The 15672-nt window shown below is 69.0% G+C and carries 13 protein-coding genes; 8 read left to right on the top strand and 5 right to left on the bottom strand.

Annotated features, from left to right (window positions below; genetic code table 11):
* The first annotated feature begins 132 nt into the window (after nucleotides 1–132).
* Both BKN51_RS01215 and BKN51_RS01210 read left to right on the top strand, forming a co-directional pair.
* Nucleotides 133–540: a DUF1508 domain-containing protein gene (locus BKN51_RS01215; RefSeq protein ID WP_101605845.1), complete on the top strand. Its 408-nt coding sequence runs from the start codon at nucleotides 133–135 to the stop codon at nucleotides 538–540.
* 157 nt (nucleotides 541–697) lie between these two features.
* Nucleotides 698–1789, top strand: coding sequence for a substrate-binding domain-containing protein (locus BKN51_RS01210; RefSeq protein WP_101605844.1), 1092 nt, complete (start codon nucleotides 698–700; stop codon nucleotides 1787–1789).
* A gap of 65 nt (nucleotides 1790–1854) precedes the next feature.
* On the opposite strand, the gene BKN51_RS01205 is transcribed toward BKN51_RS01210, so the two are convergent.
* The 3 genes from BKN51_RS01205 to BKN51_RS01195 all read right to left on the bottom strand — a co-directional run bounded on the left by BKN51_RS01205 (nucleotide 1855) and on the right by BKN51_RS01195 (nucleotide 7224).
* The gene (locus BKN51_RS01205; protein WP_101605843.1) at nucleotides 1855–3747 is read right to left on the bottom strand and encodes a S8 family peptidase; all 1893 of its coding nucleotides are present in this window, start codon (nucleotides 3745–3747) and stop codon (nucleotides 1855–1857) included.
* 199 nt (nucleotides 3748–3946) lie between these two features.
* Complete coding sequence (locus BKN51_RS01200) at nucleotides 3947–4873, bottom strand: sortase (RefSeq protein ID WP_369862503.1); 927 nt, start codon at nucleotides 4871–4873, stop codon at nucleotides 3947–3949.
* Complete coding sequence (locus tag BKN51_RS01195; protein ID WP_101605842.1) at nucleotides 4870–7224, bottom strand: hypothetical protein; 2355 nt, start codon at nucleotides 7222–7224, stop codon at nucleotides 4870–4872. The genes BKN51_RS01200 and BKN51_RS01195 overlap by 4 nt, the downstream gene beginning before the upstream one ends.
* Nucleotides 7225–7481: 257 nt before the next feature.
* Between BKN51_RS01195 and pstC the strand changes: the two genes are divergently transcribed.
* The 4 genes from pstC to BKN51_RS01175 are packed head-to-tail and all read left to right on the top strand — an operon-like array spanning nucleotide 7482 to nucleotide 12017.
* Nucleotides 7482–8471, top strand: a complete 990-nt coding sequence (gene pstC / locus BKN51_RS01190) for a phosphate ABC transporter permease subunit PstC (protein WP_101605841.1) — start codon at nucleotides 7482–7484, stop codon at nucleotides 8469–8471.
* Complete coding sequence (pstA, locus tag BKN51_RS01185) at nucleotides 8471–9613, top strand: phosphate ABC transporter permease PstA (RefSeq protein WP_101605840.1); 1143 nt, start codon at nucleotides 8471–8473, stop codon at nucleotides 9611–9613. Before pstC ends, pstA begins: the two co-directional genes overlap by 1 nt.
* 29 nt (nucleotides 9614–9642) lie before the next feature.
* Nucleotides 9643–10455, top strand: a complete 813-nt coding sequence (locus BKN51_RS01180; protein ID WP_241389407.1) for a phosphate ABC transporter ATP-binding protein — start codon at nucleotides 9643–9645, stop codon at nucleotides 10453–10455.
* Complete coding sequence (locus BKN51_RS01175) at nucleotides 10452–12017, top strand: substrate-binding domain-containing protein (protein WP_101605838.1); 1566 nt, start codon at nucleotides 10452–10454, stop codon at nucleotides 12015–12017. The genes BKN51_RS01180 and BKN51_RS01175 overlap by 4 nt, the downstream gene beginning before the upstream one ends.
* 50 nt (nucleotides 12018–12067) lie before the next feature.
* Here the strand turns inward: BKN51_RS01175 and BKN51_RS01170 are convergent, their stop codons facing one another.
* Entirely contained in the window at nucleotides 12068–12979 is a 912-nt protein-coding gene (locus BKN51_RS01170) for an NADP-dependent oxidoreductase (protein ID WP_101612989.1), read from the bottom strand.
* Between the two features lie 100 nt (nucleotides 12980–13079).
* Here BKN51_RS01170 and BKN51_RS01165 point away from each other — a divergent pair, with 100 nt between their 5' ends.
* The gene (locus BKN51_RS01165) at nucleotides 13080–13541 is read left to right on the top strand and encodes a GNAT family N-acetyltransferase (protein ID WP_101605837.1); all 462 of its coding nucleotides are present in this window, start codon (nucleotides 13080–13082) and stop codon (nucleotides 13539–13541) included.
* Here BKN51_RS01165 and BKN51_RS01160 read toward each other — a convergent pair.
* Nucleotides 13519–14472 carry a helix-turn-helix transcriptional regulator gene (locus tag BKN51_RS01160; protein ID WP_101605836.1) on the bottom strand — a complete coding sequence of 318 codons (954 nt, stop codon included), beginning with the start codon at nucleotides 14470–14472 and terminating at the stop codon, nucleotides 13519–13521. The two genes, BKN51_RS01165 and BKN51_RS01160, sit on opposite strands and share 23 nt — an antisense overlap.
* Before the next feature lie 63 nt (nucleotides 14473–14535).
* On the opposite strand from BKN51_RS01160, the gene BKN51_RS01155 reads away from it, so the two are divergent.
* Nucleotides 14536–15672, top strand: a complete 1137-nt coding sequence (locus tag BKN51_RS01155; RefSeq protein WP_101605835.1) for an epoxide hydrolase family protein — start codon at nucleotides 14536–14538, stop codon at nucleotides 15670–15672.

Below are 15672 nucleotides of genomic sequence, written 5' to 3'. Positions count from 1 at the left end.
GGGGGAAAACGTTCACCCGGCGGCCGTCGCGCCTTCATGAAAACCGGTAACCCCTTCACCACATCGAGGCGATTCACCGGATGTGCCCAGGGGGAATTCACACCGTTCACAGGGTCTTCTGAGCGGTGAACAGTGAAGAAGAATCCACGCTTCCAGCTGGTTCAGACCGGCGACGAGACCATCCGATGGCGACTGCTCGGCGGCAACAACGTGTCGCTGGGCTCGGCCCCCGACGACTATCCGCGAGCCGAGGAATGCCTCGTCGCGATCACCTGGCTCAACACACACATAGCCGAGCTGACCAGCGACTTCAGCCATCTCAGCGGGGGCCGCTGGCGCTGGCGCCTGCACGCGGGCGACCGGATCGTCGCGATCGCCAGCCATGCCTACGGACGGCGTATCGAGGCGCAGCGCGGACTCGACCGGTTCCGGTCGGCCACCACCGAGGCCGCCATCGGCGAAGGGATCGAGACCATAGCCGATTGGCGGCGGAAATACCGCCGCAATTCCGCCGGACATTCACCGAATCCTTTTCCGTGACGGCCGATCACGGAAAGTGCGTTCCCCGGAGATTAACCACCATGACGTCGGGCGGGAACGCGAAGCACCGCGGCAGGACAGTGTTGCGGAGCGAGTATTGGCGGCAGGTCACGGAATCCCGTGACAACTTGGGGACTAGAGAAAGAGTGCAAACAAGATGCGTGCTCGTACCACTCGGTTTCTCGGCGCCACCGCGATCGCCGCGTGTGCCTGCCTCACCCTGACCGGTACCGCCTCGGCGGTCGCCCCGGCCAACGGCCTCGAAGACGTCCTGGCCGCTGCGGGCTCGGACACCACCGTCGACATCACCGGCGCGATCCTGGCCAACGCCAACGGCGCCGCCTGGAACAGCGACCCCGACAACCACGTCAACATCCCGCCGCTGCTCGCCTCGGGCGCGACCTTCACCGTTCCCGGTGACCTCTACGCCGACCAGGTCGTCTACAACACCACGACCAACCTGCCGCCGAACGGCTCGTCCCAGGGCAAGGCCGCGCTCAAGGCTTCGGGCGACGCCGCCGACGGCAAGATCGACATCGCGCGGTCGTCCTCGCCCCGCGGTTCGTCCGACCCCGCGTCGTTCGAGTACTACGCCTTCGCCACCGACGGTGTCACCTGGTCCTCCTCGGCGACCGGCTCGGGCGCGGGCCTGACTCTGTCGCTCGCGCAGCTGCGCGGCATCTACGACGGCTCCATCACCAACTGGAACCAGGTCGGTGGCGCCAACGCCGCCATCATCGTCTACCTGCCCCAGACCGGCTCCGGCACGCTGAGCTTCTTCACCACGACCGTCCTCGGCTTCGACCCCACCACCAAGCCGGTCACCATCAAGCGTTTCCAGGAGCACGACGGCAACTCCATCCCGGCCGCCGACCGCGCCCGGGCGATCGCGCCGTTCTCCATCGCGCAGTGGATCGCGCAGGGCAACACGGTCGTCGCGGACAAGCGTGCGGGCTTCACCGTCAACCCGCTGACCGGCGCCGGCTTCAACGGTTCCCCGGTTTCCGGTTCCGCCGGCAACTACACCCCGGCCTTCACCACGGCGTTCCTCGGTTCGCGCAGCGTCTACAACGTGCTCGACACCCGGACCCCCAGCTACGACCAGGCCCAGCGCGCCGTCGGCTTCGCCGCCGGTGACACGGCCTCGACCGCCAGCCCGCTGTGCGGTGGCCAGCTCGCCACCACCATCAAGCGGTACGGCTTCCTGACCATCTCGGGCCCGAACGGCCTGTCCTGCGTCAAGTCCTGAAGCTCCTGAAATAGCGAAACGGCCCGGTGCGCTCGCGCGCACCGGGCCGTTTTCCTTTGTCCTGCTTACTTGGGGGCGACGCCCAGCGCGGCCAGCGCCGGGCCGGTCATGATCACGCCCGCGCCGGTGACCGGGTCGAAGCCCGGGGCACCGAGGTCGATCGCGGTCGACACCAGGGCGCTCCTGATCTCGGCCGGGGTCGCGGCGGGCTTGCCCTGCTTGAGCAGCGCGGCGATGGCGGCGGCACTCGGCGCGGCGGCGGAGGTCCCGAAGAACGGCTGGAACCCGGTCACCGAGGTCGCGACGCCGTCGGCCGCGGTGATGTCCGGCTTGTTCCGGGTGGCGCCACCGGTCGAGGACACGTTGCCGGGGGTGATCACCGAACCGTCCGGGTTGTAGAACTGGTGACGGCGACCGTCCGAAGTGAACCGCTCCCACTTGCTGGCGCCGGTGAACAGGCCAGGGAACGGACCCGCCGGGTTCGCCGGGTCACCGGTTTCGAGCGCGCGGCCGAAGGCACCGGCGGCCGGGGCGGCCGCGACGCTGAAGGCGTTGACGGCTGCCGAGTGACCGGAGGTGACACCGTTGGTGCTGAAGGCTTTCAGCGAACCCGAGGGGACGAAGCGGCCGCGGATGACGTTGAGCGCGATGAATCGGTCGGAGCCGCTGTACTTCACCACGGCGACCTTGAAGCCCGAGCCGCTGGCCGGGACCTGGGCGATCTCGTACGGGTTCTGGGTGCCGTTCTGCGAACCCTCGCTGGAGGCGACGACCGAACCGGACGAGTTCAGGACGAACAGGTCGTAGTCGCTGGTGGCCTTGCCCCACGGGTCGGACCAGAACAGGGTGACGTAGCGGCCGACCGAGTTCGGCGACAGCGCGTTGTACAGCTGGGTCGTACCGCTCGGGTCGAAGTCGTGCGGCGTGCCGGTGATCCCGGAGATCTTGCTGCTGGAGCCGCGGAAGTCGCCTTCGTAGTAGCCGCTGGTGCCGTCGGTCAGGTTGCCCGAGTTCCCCGCGGAGGAGAAGTAGAGCGCGCCCGCCGCGGTCACATCGTTGACGGCCTGCGCGACCGGGCCGTCCTGGAACGGCGACTCGTCGAAGTAGGAGACGTCGTCGACGATGATCGTGCACTTGCCGGTGGTCCGCAGGGCGCGGATGTTGTCGGCGAAGCTCTGCTCGCTGGTGAACGCGGTCGCGAAACCGAGCGCGGCGCCGGGAGCCATGTCGTGGATGATCTCGAGCATCGCGGTGCCCTCGTCACCGCTGCCCGCCTGACCGGGGAGAACGTCGACGGCGGGCAGCTCGCCCGCGGTCTGGGACGCCTGGAGCGACTTGATGCCGTCCGACAGGACGCAGACCTTCTGGCCCGCGCCGTTGACGCCGTACTTCGTGCGGGCGGTGTCGTTGCCGTGTGCCTTGTCGCCCTCGGCGACCTGCAGCGCGGCGGCGGCCTGCGTGGCCGTGGCCTTGCGGCGCTCCTGCGGCGCGGACTCGTTCCAGGTCATCGCCTGGGAGGCGGCCTTGACCTCGGCGACGTCCCCGCGTCCGGCGATCGCGTCGACCGCGCCGAGCGGGAGGTCGGCGCGGATCGCGCCGGCGGGCGAGGCGTAGCGGACGGTGCCGCCCGCCGCCTTGACGGCGTCCACCAGGGACTGTCCTGCGCCCTTGATGTCCACCGCGACGGTGCCGGCGTTGCTCACGCCCAGTCCGGTGCGGTACTCGGGCAGCTTGCCCGCCAGGCCCTTGTCGGCGCGGAGGCGCTTCTCGACGACGAGCTGGCTCGACTGCTTGCGCTCAGCGGGGGTGAGGCTGTTCTTGATGCTCTGCAGCGCGCTGATCCCGGCCTGCGTGCGAGCCTCCTCGGACGGCTGGGCACCGGAAACCGCGGTGGACAGCAGCAAAGCGCCGACCGCGACCGGAACCGAGCATGTGACCACCCGGCTGAATCTGCTCATCGAACTCTCCCTGTTTTCACGAAACATCCCGTAACAGGAATCCCTTCGGCTGCCCGAATGGATTACCCCTGACCGGGTGTAATGGGGAGAATCTAAAGAGCTATCAGTGAGGAGTCCACCGACCAAAGTCGGTATCGGGCGAAGATCCACATCGTGAGAGGGATTTCAAGTCCGAAAAGACCGAAATCCCTCCCAGGACCTAAGCCCAGGCCGGAAAGAGTCGCCAAAGCGCCAAAGCCGCCAACGACGCCAGGGTGAGCAGGACCGGCCCGGTGATGACATAGGTGGAAACGGGCCGCCATCGGCGGTAGAGGAAAGTCGCCCCGGCCGCAGCCGCCACGAAACCGCCGAAAGCCAGCACGAGCCCGGCCCATGCGTCGCCGTCCCCGGTCCGGCCGTCCTGCGCGTCCGCCTTGCCGTTCTGCGGGGTCGGCCGGAACGGCCTGCCCTCCAGCACCGCCGTCACCACGGTCGCTTCTTCCGAGGCCAACGGCCACCAGGACGCCGACGTCACGAGGGTCAGCCGGTCGTTCTCGGTCTTGCCGTAGTCGGCCCCCTCGTCGAGCGGGCGGGTCGCCTTTCCGGTCACGCGGTAGACGGACTTGCCCTGAGTCGTCGCGACGACGATCTCGTCTCCGGATTCGAGGGCGTCCAGCGAACCGAACGGACCGCCGTACCCCGCGTTGCGCGCCGCGATCGCGGCGTTGCCCGGCTGCCCCAGCCCGGCGGTTCCCGGCACATGACCAGGCCCGGAAGCGGTTTCGCCGCTCGACGCGCCTTCGATGACGACCTGCTGCAACTTCAGCGAGGGAATCTCCAGGACGGCGACGGGCTTGCCGAACTCGACCGGTTTGGCGGGCGGGCCGGCGCCGAACAGGCTTTGGCTGGCACCCAGCGCCAACGCGATCTCGCCACGGATCTCCCCCAGTGCCTTCCGCTGGTCGCTCGACTGCAGCATCGGCCCCAGCGCGTAGACGACCAGTGCCAGCGCCACCAGCGTGGTGACCAGCCAGGCGAAGACGACGGCGCCGATCCAGCCGGGACCGAAGCTCAGGAACCGGGTCTCCGGTTCCGGCGCGGGCGGCTGCTCAGGCGCCGCGTGCCTGCCTTCGACGGAGGTGCTCACGCCGTCTCACCGGCCGATTTACGCCGCAGGAGACCGAAGAGCATGGCGAACGCGGCACCGATCTCGGCCAGTGCCACGACCAGCCACCGCGGCACCGGGCGCCCGGCGGCGACGTACGCCGTCGCGGACGGCAGCGTCGCGAGGATCACCAGGGCCACCAGCGGGATGAGGGCGCCCAGCACCCCCGCCCCCGCGAACTTCGGGATGTCGATCGATTCGGCGAGGTTCTTGGCCGCCAGCACGCTTTCCGGGGTGGGCGCGGCCGCGGGAGCGGGCCCCGTGGCGGCGGCCGTCCCCGACGTCCCGGCCGTCGAACCCAGCCCTCCGGAGGGACCGGTCGACGAAGAGTTGGCGGCAGGCGTGGCACCGTTTCCCCCCGCCGCGGGAGGATTCTTCGCTTCTTCCCTTTCCTGACAGGCATCTTTGACCGTCCCGGTGCCGATCTTCGCCGCCCGCACGGGAGCGGCGGCGGCCAGGCCGGGACTCAACGGGGTCATCCCCGGCGGGAGCAGTGCCTGCCCGTAGCCGCTCGCCATCTCGGCGACCGCCTTCAGTTGCGCCTGCTTCGCGGTCATCGGCTTGCAGGTCGCGTCGATCAGCGGATTGACCGGCGCCGCCAGGTACTCCACGAAGGTCAGCGGGTACGCGCCGTCCTTGGTCACGGTTCCGGGCTGCACCGTCCCGTCCGCCCCGACCTGCATCGAATCCGCCGCCAGCTGCAGGCTTTCCTTGGTCGGTGCGACGAAGTTCCCCTTGCCGTCCGGAAGCGCGACCGGCGCCCAGCCGTAGGCCCGCGCGGTCGCGAGGTCGGTGATCACCCAGCTCATGCACCCGCCGGTGCAGACGAACCCCGTGCCGACGACGCCGTTCTGCACGGTCTTGCGCACGGCGAGCTGACCGGTCTTCGCGTCGACGTTGTGCAGTGAGCGGGCGCCCGGATCGAGCACGTTCAGATCGGAGATCACCCCTGGCGACTTCCCGTCCAGCTCACCGAAGTACTCGGTGCCCTTCTTCGGGAACACCCACGCCGTCGGCGCGGCCCCGGAGAGGACCTTGCTCAACGCGAGCGGCACGGTGCCCGGTCCGGATTCCCCGGTCACCCCGAAGAAGTCCAGGCTCTCGGCGCCGGCCCGGGCGCTGGCCGCGTTCGCCTCGTTCTCCCTCGTCACCGCCGCGAGCCCGGGGTTGCGGCCGACCAGCGCGGAGCCGTTCCTGAAGATGCCGCCCCGGCCGTCCAGATCGGGTTGCTGGCCGCCCTTGGTGACCATGTTCGCCAGTTCGTCGTGGGTGAACCGCAGGGTTCCGTTGAACTTCGCGTTGAGCGAATTGCCGTTGTCGTCGCTGTCGGTCGGCGACCAGCCGACCGCGGCCACGACCGCCGCGTTGATCCCGACCGGGATGTACTGCCGGTCGCGCACGGCCTGGCTGGCGAGCGCGCCCCCGCTGCCGGTGATCACGAGGTCGGAGGTGCCCTTGTCGAACGCGGTCAGCCCGGCGTTCTCCGTCTCGCTCACGATGTTCGCCGGCTGCTCGGCCTGGGTGGGCGCGCAGAGAGCCTGGTTCCACGCGACCGCGGCCCGCCCCAGCCGTTCGGGCATGCTCGCGCTGATCGTGTTCTGCCCGGCACCCTTGCAGCCCTTGACGCCGATCTCCTGCTGCGTAGGCGTGAATTCGATCGAGCTGTCGATCCAGGTCACGAACGCGCCGTCGGCGTTCTTCGCGGTGATCGTGACCGCGACCGAACAGGGATTCTGCTCATCGCATCGGAAGGAATACTTCTTGCGGGTCTTGGCGCCGGTCGCCGGATCGACGACGTCGGGATTGTCCGCCCAGGAAACCGTCGGAGGTTTGTCCGCTTGGCCTTCGGCGTTTTTGTTGAAGGTGGTGTACTGCGGGTCCCAGATAATCGCTTTCGGGGTGGAGGCACCGAGGGGAATCTGGGTGTCGATGACGATATCGCCGGTTCTGCTGCTCCGGCGTCCCGTGGCGCTGTCCATATGCGCCGGATTCGCGATGAACTCGTCCTTCAATTCCCCGCAGTAGGCCTTGACCCGCGCGCTGACGGTGTTGTCCCGCGCCCACGGCGGTTTACCGGCGACCTTGATCAGGTTGTCCGGCAGGACCTTGGGGCAGACTTTCAGGGACGCCTGGGCACCGCTCGCCAATCCCGACACCGTGATCCGGACCGGGTCGCCGTTGCGGGCCGCCGTCAGCTCCGCGGGCTCGGTCTTGAGCGTGTAGGACGGGTTTGCCGGCGCTTGCGCCTGTGCCGCGGGGACGGACACTCCCGTGACCATCAGCACCCCGCAGATCAGCAAGATCCCGACTTGTCTTGCGCGGACGAAGAACACGGACGACTCCCAAGGTGCGCGGGCATACGGCGGAGAGCGGGACTCGTTCACGAACCTCGCCGAAACCAACGTCCCCGAGTCGCCCATTCGGGGTCAACCGTCCCCGGACCCGCCCCGGCACAGATTCACACGCGCCCCGTCGGGCGTTCTCCGCGTGGACACCTTTCGCGGTATCGGGCACCACATACTGGCCGCATCGAGGGGCGACGTGGTGTGCCCTCATTTCCCTTGCTTACCGAGACGAAGGAAGGCCGCTCGTGACCGTCGCGCCACCCCGGCCCGACCCGTCCCCACCGGGAGCACCGGTGCGGCGGGCGATCACCGAAGTCCTTTCCCGGGCCGACCGGGCGTTCCGCCGGGTCACCACCGGCGCCGGGCTGACCATGCTGGGCATCCTTCTGGTCATCGGCTTCTTCCTGGTGTATCGGTCCGGGCCCGCCTTCGAGAACAGCGGCTTCGGCTTCTTCGGCACCATCCGGTTCGATCCGGCCTCGGGCGTGCTCGGCGTCCTGGGCCTGCTCTACGGCACGGTGGTGGTCGCGCTCATCGCGGTCCTGATCGCGGTACCGCTGAGCATCCTCGCGGCGCTGTTCATCACCGAGTACTCCAGCGGCCGGGTCCGCGGCTTCCTCACCGGCCTCGTCGACCTGCTCGCCGCCATCCCCAGTCTGCTGTACGGACTGTGGGGCTTCAGTTTCCTCGGACCGCAGATCGTCCCGGTCTCGACGTGGCTGACCGAGAACCTCGGCTGGTTCCCACTGTTCGCGTCCAAGGAGAACACGCTCTACATCCAGTCCATGTTCATCGCCGGGCTGGTGGTCTCCCTGATGGTCCTCCCGATCACGACCTCGGTGATCCGCGAGGTGTTCGCGCAGACCCCGCCCGGGGAAAAGGAAGCGGCGCTCGCGCTGGGCAGCACGCGCTGGGGCATGGTCAAAACGGTCATGCTGCCGTTCGGCCGGGGCGGGATCATCGGCGGCTCGATGCTCGGGCTCGGCCGCGCGCTCGGCGAGACGATCGCCGTTTCCCTTCTGCTGCCCCAGGTTCCGGAGATCACGCAGCACGTCCTGCAGTTCGGCGGCGCGACCATCTCCGGGTTCATCGCCAACAACTCGGGCGCGTCGGGGCTCTACCTGTCCGGGCTGATGGCCGCGGGCCTGGTGCTGTTCCTCTTCACGCTGGCCACGAACTTCACCGCGTCGGTGATCATCTCGAAGAGCCGGTCCGGTGCAGGGGTGGATGCCTGATGACCACGACGCTGACTCCCCAGGTGACGTCCGGCCCGCGCAAACTCGTCAAACGCCGCCCGTCGGAGACCACCCGACAGGACAGGCTGGCGGCGCTCGGCTGTGCGGTTTCGGCCACGCTGCTCACCTGGTTCGTCATGCACCTGCTGCTGGAATCCCCCGGCTGGCTGGCGGATCTGATCGTCGCCTACCTGCTGTACCTGGCGATGCTCTACCTGGTCACCCGCGACAGGCTGGGCAGGCTGGCCGCGTCGGACCGGATCGTCTCGACCGTCGTGGTCTCCGGAGCGCTCACGCTGCTCGTCCCGCTGCTGTTCCTGCTGACCTACATCGTCATCGAGGGCGCGCCCTACCTGCGGCTGGCCTTCTTCTCCCACGACATGTCCGCGGTCGCGCCGACCGATCCGGTGACCGCGACCGGCGGGCTGCACGCGGTGGTCGGCACCCTTCAGCAGACCGCGCTGACCCTGGTGTTCGTCGTCCCGCTGGGCCTGCTGACCGCGATCTTCCTCAACGAGACGCGGTCCAGGTTCCGCCGCCCGGTGCGGATCATGGTCGACGCGATGAGCGGCCTCCCGTCCATCGTGGCCGGTCTGTTCATCTACGCGGCGCTGATCATCCCCGGCATCCAGGCGGGCGTGGGACTGTTCAGCTACAACGGTTTGATGGCCACGTTGGCGTTGACGATGGTCATGCTGCCGACGGTGACGCGGACCGTGGACGTGGTGCTCCGGCTGGTGCCCGACGGCCTGCGCGAGGCGTCGCTGGCGCTCGGTGCGAGCCGGGCACGCACGGTGTGGTCGGTGGTCCTGCCCACCGCCCGTACCGGGGTCACCACCGCCGTCATCCTCGGCATCGCCAGGGTGGCCGGGGAAACGGCACCGCTGCTGTTCACCTCGTTCGGGTCGCTCGCGATGAACGCCAACCCGTTCTCCGCTCCGCAGGAGAGCATCCCGCTGTTCATCTACCGCTTCATCAAGCAGCCGCTGGAAAACGTCCAGCAGCGCGGCTACGTCGGCGCGCTCGTGCTGATCCTGCTCATCTTCAGCCTGTTCGCGATCGCCAGGTTCGTCGGGCGTGACCGATCGAAGCGCAAGGCCAAGAGTTCGAAGAAGACCTTGAGAACACAGGAGAACCGGTGACCGACACCACCGAATTGTCCGATGTGGACATCAGCAGGCCTCAGGTCGCCTTGACCGGCGGTCCCCCGCCCGGCGCGGCCGCACTCGAATCGCGGGAGATCGGCGCCTGGTTCGGCGACCGGCTGGTCCTCGAAGGCGTGTCGTTGCGGATGCCCGCCAAAGAGGTGACCGCGCTGATCGGCCCGTCGGGCTGCGGCAAGTCGACCTTCCTGCGCATCCTCAACCGGATGCACGAACTCGTGCCGTCTGCGTCCCTGACCGGTGAAGTCCTGTTGGACGGCCAGGACATCTACGCCGACGGAACCCGGCCCCAGCAGGTCCGGCTGCGCATCGGCATGGTGTTCCAGAAGCCGAACCCGTTCCCGGCGATGTCCATCCGGGACAACGTGCTCGCCGGGCTCAAGCTCGCCGGCGTCAAATGCGGCGACAAGAACGCGCTCGTGGAACAGAGTCTCGAACGCGCCGGGTTGTGGCGCGAGGTCCGTGACCGGCTGAGCTCCCCCGGCGGCGCCCTGTCCGGCGGACAGCAGCAGCGGCTCTGCATCGCCCGCTCTCTCGCGGTACAGCCGAACGTGCTCCTGATGGACGAGCCGTGCTCCGCCCTCGACCCGACGTCCACCCGGCGGATCGAGCAGACGATCGCCGAGATCGGGCACGAGGTGACCGTCGTGATCGTCACGCACAACATGCAGCAGGCACAGCGGGTTTCGGATCACTGCGCGTTCTTCCTCGCGGCCGAGAACGAACCCGGCCGGGTGATCGAACACGGTCCGACGGACACGATCTTCAACGCGCCTTCGGACGAACGCACCTTCGACTACGTGAACGGGCGATTCGGATGAGGACGAAAGAGGCCTTACGACGGCTGGGCGTCTTGGGCGGCGTCTCGGCGCTGCTGTTGTCGCTCTCGGTGGCGGGCGCGCCCGGCGCGGCGGCGCTCAGCAGGGTCACCGGCTCCGGGTCCAGCTATGTCGGCGTCGCGATGACCGACTGGCAGAACGGCGCGACGTCGCGCGGTATCCCGGTCAACTATGCAGCCACCAACTCGCCCGCCGGGGTCAACCAGTACGGCGACCGCACGGTCGACTTCGGCGGGACCGAAGCCGAGGTCTCCTCGCTCCTCGCGGCGGGCGGCGGCGGGGTGACCGCGCAGACCCGCGGCTACCAGTACGTGCCGGACGTCGCCGGCGCCGTCGCCGTCATGTACAACGTGACCGACCAGGCCGGGAAGCGGGTCGACTACCTGCACCTCACGCGCGAGGTGATCGGCCGTATCTTCAGCCGGGACATCACCCGCTGGAGCGATCCGGCGATCACCGCGACCAACGGCGGGAAGTCGTTGCCGGACCAGCCCATCACGCTGGTGGGGCGGACCGGGCAGTCCGGGACGACGGCGTTGTTCTACGACTTCATCGCGTATGCGGCGCCCGACGCCTACCAGCGCTTCGTCTCCCGCAACGTCGGCAACGGGATGGGCAGCCTGCCTTCCGGGGTGCGCCCGATCCAGCTGCCCGAACGGGGACCGGACGCCGACTGGTACCGGCTGCTCGCGGACTCGGACCAGATCGCGCAGGCCATCGGCAAAGCGACCATCCCGTTCTCCGTCGCCTACGACGAATTCGCCTACGCGCAGCGCCACAACGTGCCGTCGGCGTGGGTGCAGAACGGCGCGGGCCAGTACACCCAGCCTTACGCGGAGAACATCGCGTCCGCGCTGAAGTTCGCGGAGCTCCGCCCGGACCTCAGCCAGAAACTCGACAAGGTCTACTCGAACGCAGACCCGAAGACGTACCCGATTTCGGCGTATTCCTACATCATGATGCCCTGCACGACCGGCCGGGACACCTGCCGCGGCGGCTACGGCGACCAGGGCAAGACCGACACGATGACCGCGTTCCTCGAACACGTCGCGTGCGACGGCCAGATCAACATGGCCAGGATCGGCTATTCGCCACTGCCGCCGAACCTGTCGCAGGAGATCATGAACTCCAACTCGCGGCTCACCGGGCAGCCACCGAAACAGCTGAACGCGGGCAACTGCGGCAACCCGACCTTCCGCGGCAGCCTCGGCGCGGGCGCCAGCAGCCCGCCCGACCCGCTGGTGACCGCGGGGATCCTCAACCCGAACGGCAAACCCGCCGCCGGACCGGGCGGCTCCGGGCCGAGCAAGTCGGCGGGTCCGGCCACCGGCCCGGCCACCGGCGACAAGGTCACGACCGCGACGGCCGGTCCCGACGAGGAATCGGCGGGCGGCGGCTCGAAGAACTGGCGAGAGGCCGCACCGGCGGCTTACGACGAAGGTGGCTTCGGTGGCTTCGGTGGCTGGGCGGCGCTGGTGTTGTTCGTGGCGATCGTGGCGCCGTTGGTGGTGCGCGGGGTGATCCGGAAGCTGCGGAGATCTTGAGGGTCGTGAGTGGTAAGGACGGTTAGAACCGCCCTTACCACTCACGAGGTTCAGGGGAAGGTCAGCACGACCTTGCCGCGCCCGTGCCCGGTCTCGATCTCCCGATGCGCCGCCGCGGCCTCGCCGAACGGGTACGCCCGCCGTACCAGGAACCGCAGCTCCCCCTTGGCGTACAACGACGCCAGCATCCCCAGGCGCTCGGCCGACCGCGTCCCGGTGACCACCCGCGCTCCCGCCTCCGGCGCGCGGGCGTGGTCGACCAGGGTGAGCACGCGGTCCGGATTCCCGACCAGTTCCAGCGAAAGGTCGAACGCGACCCCGCCCGCCCCGTCCAGCGCCGCGTCGATACCGGACGGCGCGAGGGCTCGCACCCGATCGGTGAGGCCGTCGCCGTAGACCAGCGGCTCGGCGCCGAGCGAACGGACGTAGTCCTGGTTCGCCTCGCTCGCGGTGCCGATGACCCGCGCGCCGCGCAGCGCGGCGAGCTGGACGGCGGCCGTGCCCACCGCGCCCGCCGCCCCGTGGATCAGCAGCGTCTCGCCGCGGGCGACCCGCAGGCCGTCGAGTGCCAGGTACGCCGTCTGCGTTCCCGCCGTGAAGCCGCCCGCGACCTCCCACGGCATCTCCGGCGGCTTCGCCGTGACGTTCTCCGCGGGCACCACGATGTACTCGGCATAGGCCTGAACGGCGGTGAAACCGAGCACCTCGGCCCCCGCGACGAGGCCGGTAACCCCGGAACCGACCTCGTCGACGACCCCGGCGAACTCGTTCCCCGGGACACGCGGCCAACGCAGCTCGAGCCCCGTGGGTTCCCAGCCCGCCCGAACGGCCGCGTCGTACGGCTGCACCCCCGCCGCCTTCACCCGCACCCGGACCTCCCCCGCCCCGGCGTGCGGCTCCTCCAGCTCCAGCACCCGCAGTACCTCCGGGTCACCGGCTTCCGTGAACGCGGCCGCTTTCATCTCGTTCCTCCAGTTCGTTCCCCAGCTGTCGGAATCCAGCCTCATCCCTCCAGTTAGCTGGAGGTCAAGAGTTGTCGGTGTGAGGTTCTAAGCTTCGAGCGTGACGAGCTACCGCATCTCCAGGGCAAGCGCTTCCGACGCCGACAGGGTCACGGCGCTGTTGCACGAATCCGCCGCCTACCAAGGGGAGTACGCGTCGATTCTCGAGGACTACCGGGTCACCGAGGACTACCTCGCCACGCATCCCGCGTTCGTCGCCCACGCACAGCGTGACGTGATCGGCTTCTACAGCCTGATCGAGTATCCGGCGGAGCTGGACCTGCTGTTCGTCGCCGATTCCGCCCAGGGCACCGGCATCGGCGCGTGGCTGGTCGAGCACCTGCTCGGGCAGGCCGCGGACCTCGGCATGTCCGAGATCCGCGTCGTTTCCCACCCGCCCGCCACCGGGTTCTACGAGCGGATGGGCGCGCGCCGCGTGGGTGTCGTCGCGCCCAGCCCGCCGAAGATCACCTGGGAGCGCCCGGAACTGGTCTTCGACGTCAAGCGTCCACCGCGCGACTGAACCGGCCGATCAGCTTGTGCAGGTGCCCGGCGAACTCCGGCGAGTCGACGACGTCGAAATCGGTGTCGAGCATGCCCAGGTAGAGCGCCAGGTACTCCAGCGTGTCCGCGCCGGCTTTGAGCAGGCAGGTGCGCTCGTCGACGGCTTCGACCACGACGGCGGGCGGCACCTTGCTCGCGGCTTCGGCCGCCGGGGCGTGCAGCCGGATCGTCGCGTGGTGCCGCCACATGGCCGTGCCCAGACCGCGCTGGAGGTACGCGACCACGCCGCCTTCGGGTGGTTCGCGCTGCTCGAACCGTCGACCGTTGGGAGTCCGCGGTCGCACCCGATCGGCACGGAAAGTACGCCAGTCCTGCCTGTCGGCGTCCCAGCCGACGAGGTACCACCGGCGGCCCAGATGCACGACACGATGCGGTTCGACCTGCCGCCGCGTCTCGGATCCGTTGTGCCCCACGTAATCGAACCGCAGGGTCTCGCGGTCGCGGCAGGCGTTGGCGATGACCGAAAGCACCTCGGGATCGACCGTGGGGCCGTCGCCCCGCACGGCGAGCGTCGCGGAATTCAGCGCCTCGACACGGCGCCGCAGCCGCGAGGGCAGCACCTGCTCCAGTTTCGCCAGCGCGCGGACCGACGTCTCCTCGATCCCCGCGATGGTCCCGCCCGCGGCCGTCCGCAGGCCCATCGCCACCGCGACGGCCTCCTCGTCGTCGAGCAGCAGCGGAGGCATCGCCGCACCCGCGCCCAGGCTGTACCCACCGGAGACGCCGGGTGTGGCGTCGACCGGATAGCCCAGTCCGCGAAGCCGCTCGACGTCGTTCCGGATGGTCCTGGTCGTGACGCCGAGCCGACTCGCCAGTTCCGGGCCCGTCCAGACGCGCTTGGCCTGCATCAGAGACAGGAGTCGCAGCAGTCTCGCCGAAGTTTCCGCCATGGGTTCCACCTTGTCCGCAATCGCGGAACGAACCTTTCCGCAATTGCTCCTAGCGTAGCCCTCATGAGCGAAATCAAGCCCTTCCGCATCGCGATCGACCAGGCCGATCTGGACGACCTCAAGACCCGCCTGAGCCGCACCCGCTGGCCCCACGAGGTCACCGGGGACTGGAGCCGGGGAGTCCCGGTCGCCTATCTCAAGGGGTTGGCCGAGTACTGGGCCGACGGCTTCGACTGGCGCGCCCAGGAGGCGGAACTGAACGAGTTCCCGCAGTTCACCACCGAGATCGACGGCCAGACCATCCACTTCCTGCATGTCCGCTCGGCGGCCCCGGACGCGCGGGCGGTGCTCCTCACGCACGGCTGGCCGAGCTCGCCGTTCGAATTCCGGAACGTCATCGACGAGCTGAGCGACGAGTTCCACCTGGTCGTCCCGTCGCTGCCCGGATACGGCTTCTCGACGCCGGTGCACGGGCCCGGCTGGGGCAACCTGTTCCGCGTCGCCCAGGCTTGGACCACGCTGATGGACCGCCTTGGCTACGAACGTTTCGGCGTCCATGGCACCGACGCCGGCGCCGGAGTCGCGGGCATCCTGTCGATGATCGCCGCGCACCGGGTGACCGGCGTACATCTCACCGGCACCAGCGCCGGGACGCCGTTCGGCCCCGCCGTCGCGCTGGACGGCCTCGAGGAGAAGGACCGCGAACGCGGCGAGCGCTTCAACCGGTTCCAGGCCGACGGCCTCGGCTACCTGCAGGTGCAGGCGACCCGGCCGCAGACGCTGGCCTATTCGCTGCACGACTCCCCGACCGGCCAGCTCGCGTGGATCGTGGAGAAGTTCGCCGAGTGGACCGATCCGGCCAAGGAACTGCCGGACGACGCCGTCGATCGCGATCACCTGCTGGCCCTGGTCAGCCTGTTCTGGTTCACCGGCGCGGGCGCCTCCTCCGCGCACGCCATGTACGAAGGCATGGAGGCCTACCGGCAGCTGTCGCAAGGCGGCTGGGACGAGGGCGGCGAGGCACCGGCCGGTCCGCCGCGCGGGATCGCCGTCTTCGCCGGGGACACCACGATCCGGAGTCTTCAGGACGAGCCGCTCGACCACTGGTCCGAGTACGCTACCGGTGGTCATTTCCCGGCGATGGAGGTACCGGAACTGTTCACCGAAGACCTTCGTACGTTCCTACGGAAGTGCGGCTGA

Source organism: Amycolatopsis sp. BJA-103 (assembly GCF_002849735.1).
Classification (GTDB): Bacteria; Actinomycetota; Actinomycetes; order Mycobacteriales; family Pseudonocardiaceae; genus Amycolatopsis.
The sequence above is the reverse complement of the archived record's forward strand: the minus strand, read 5'-3'. Positions and strand labels throughout refer to the sequence as shown.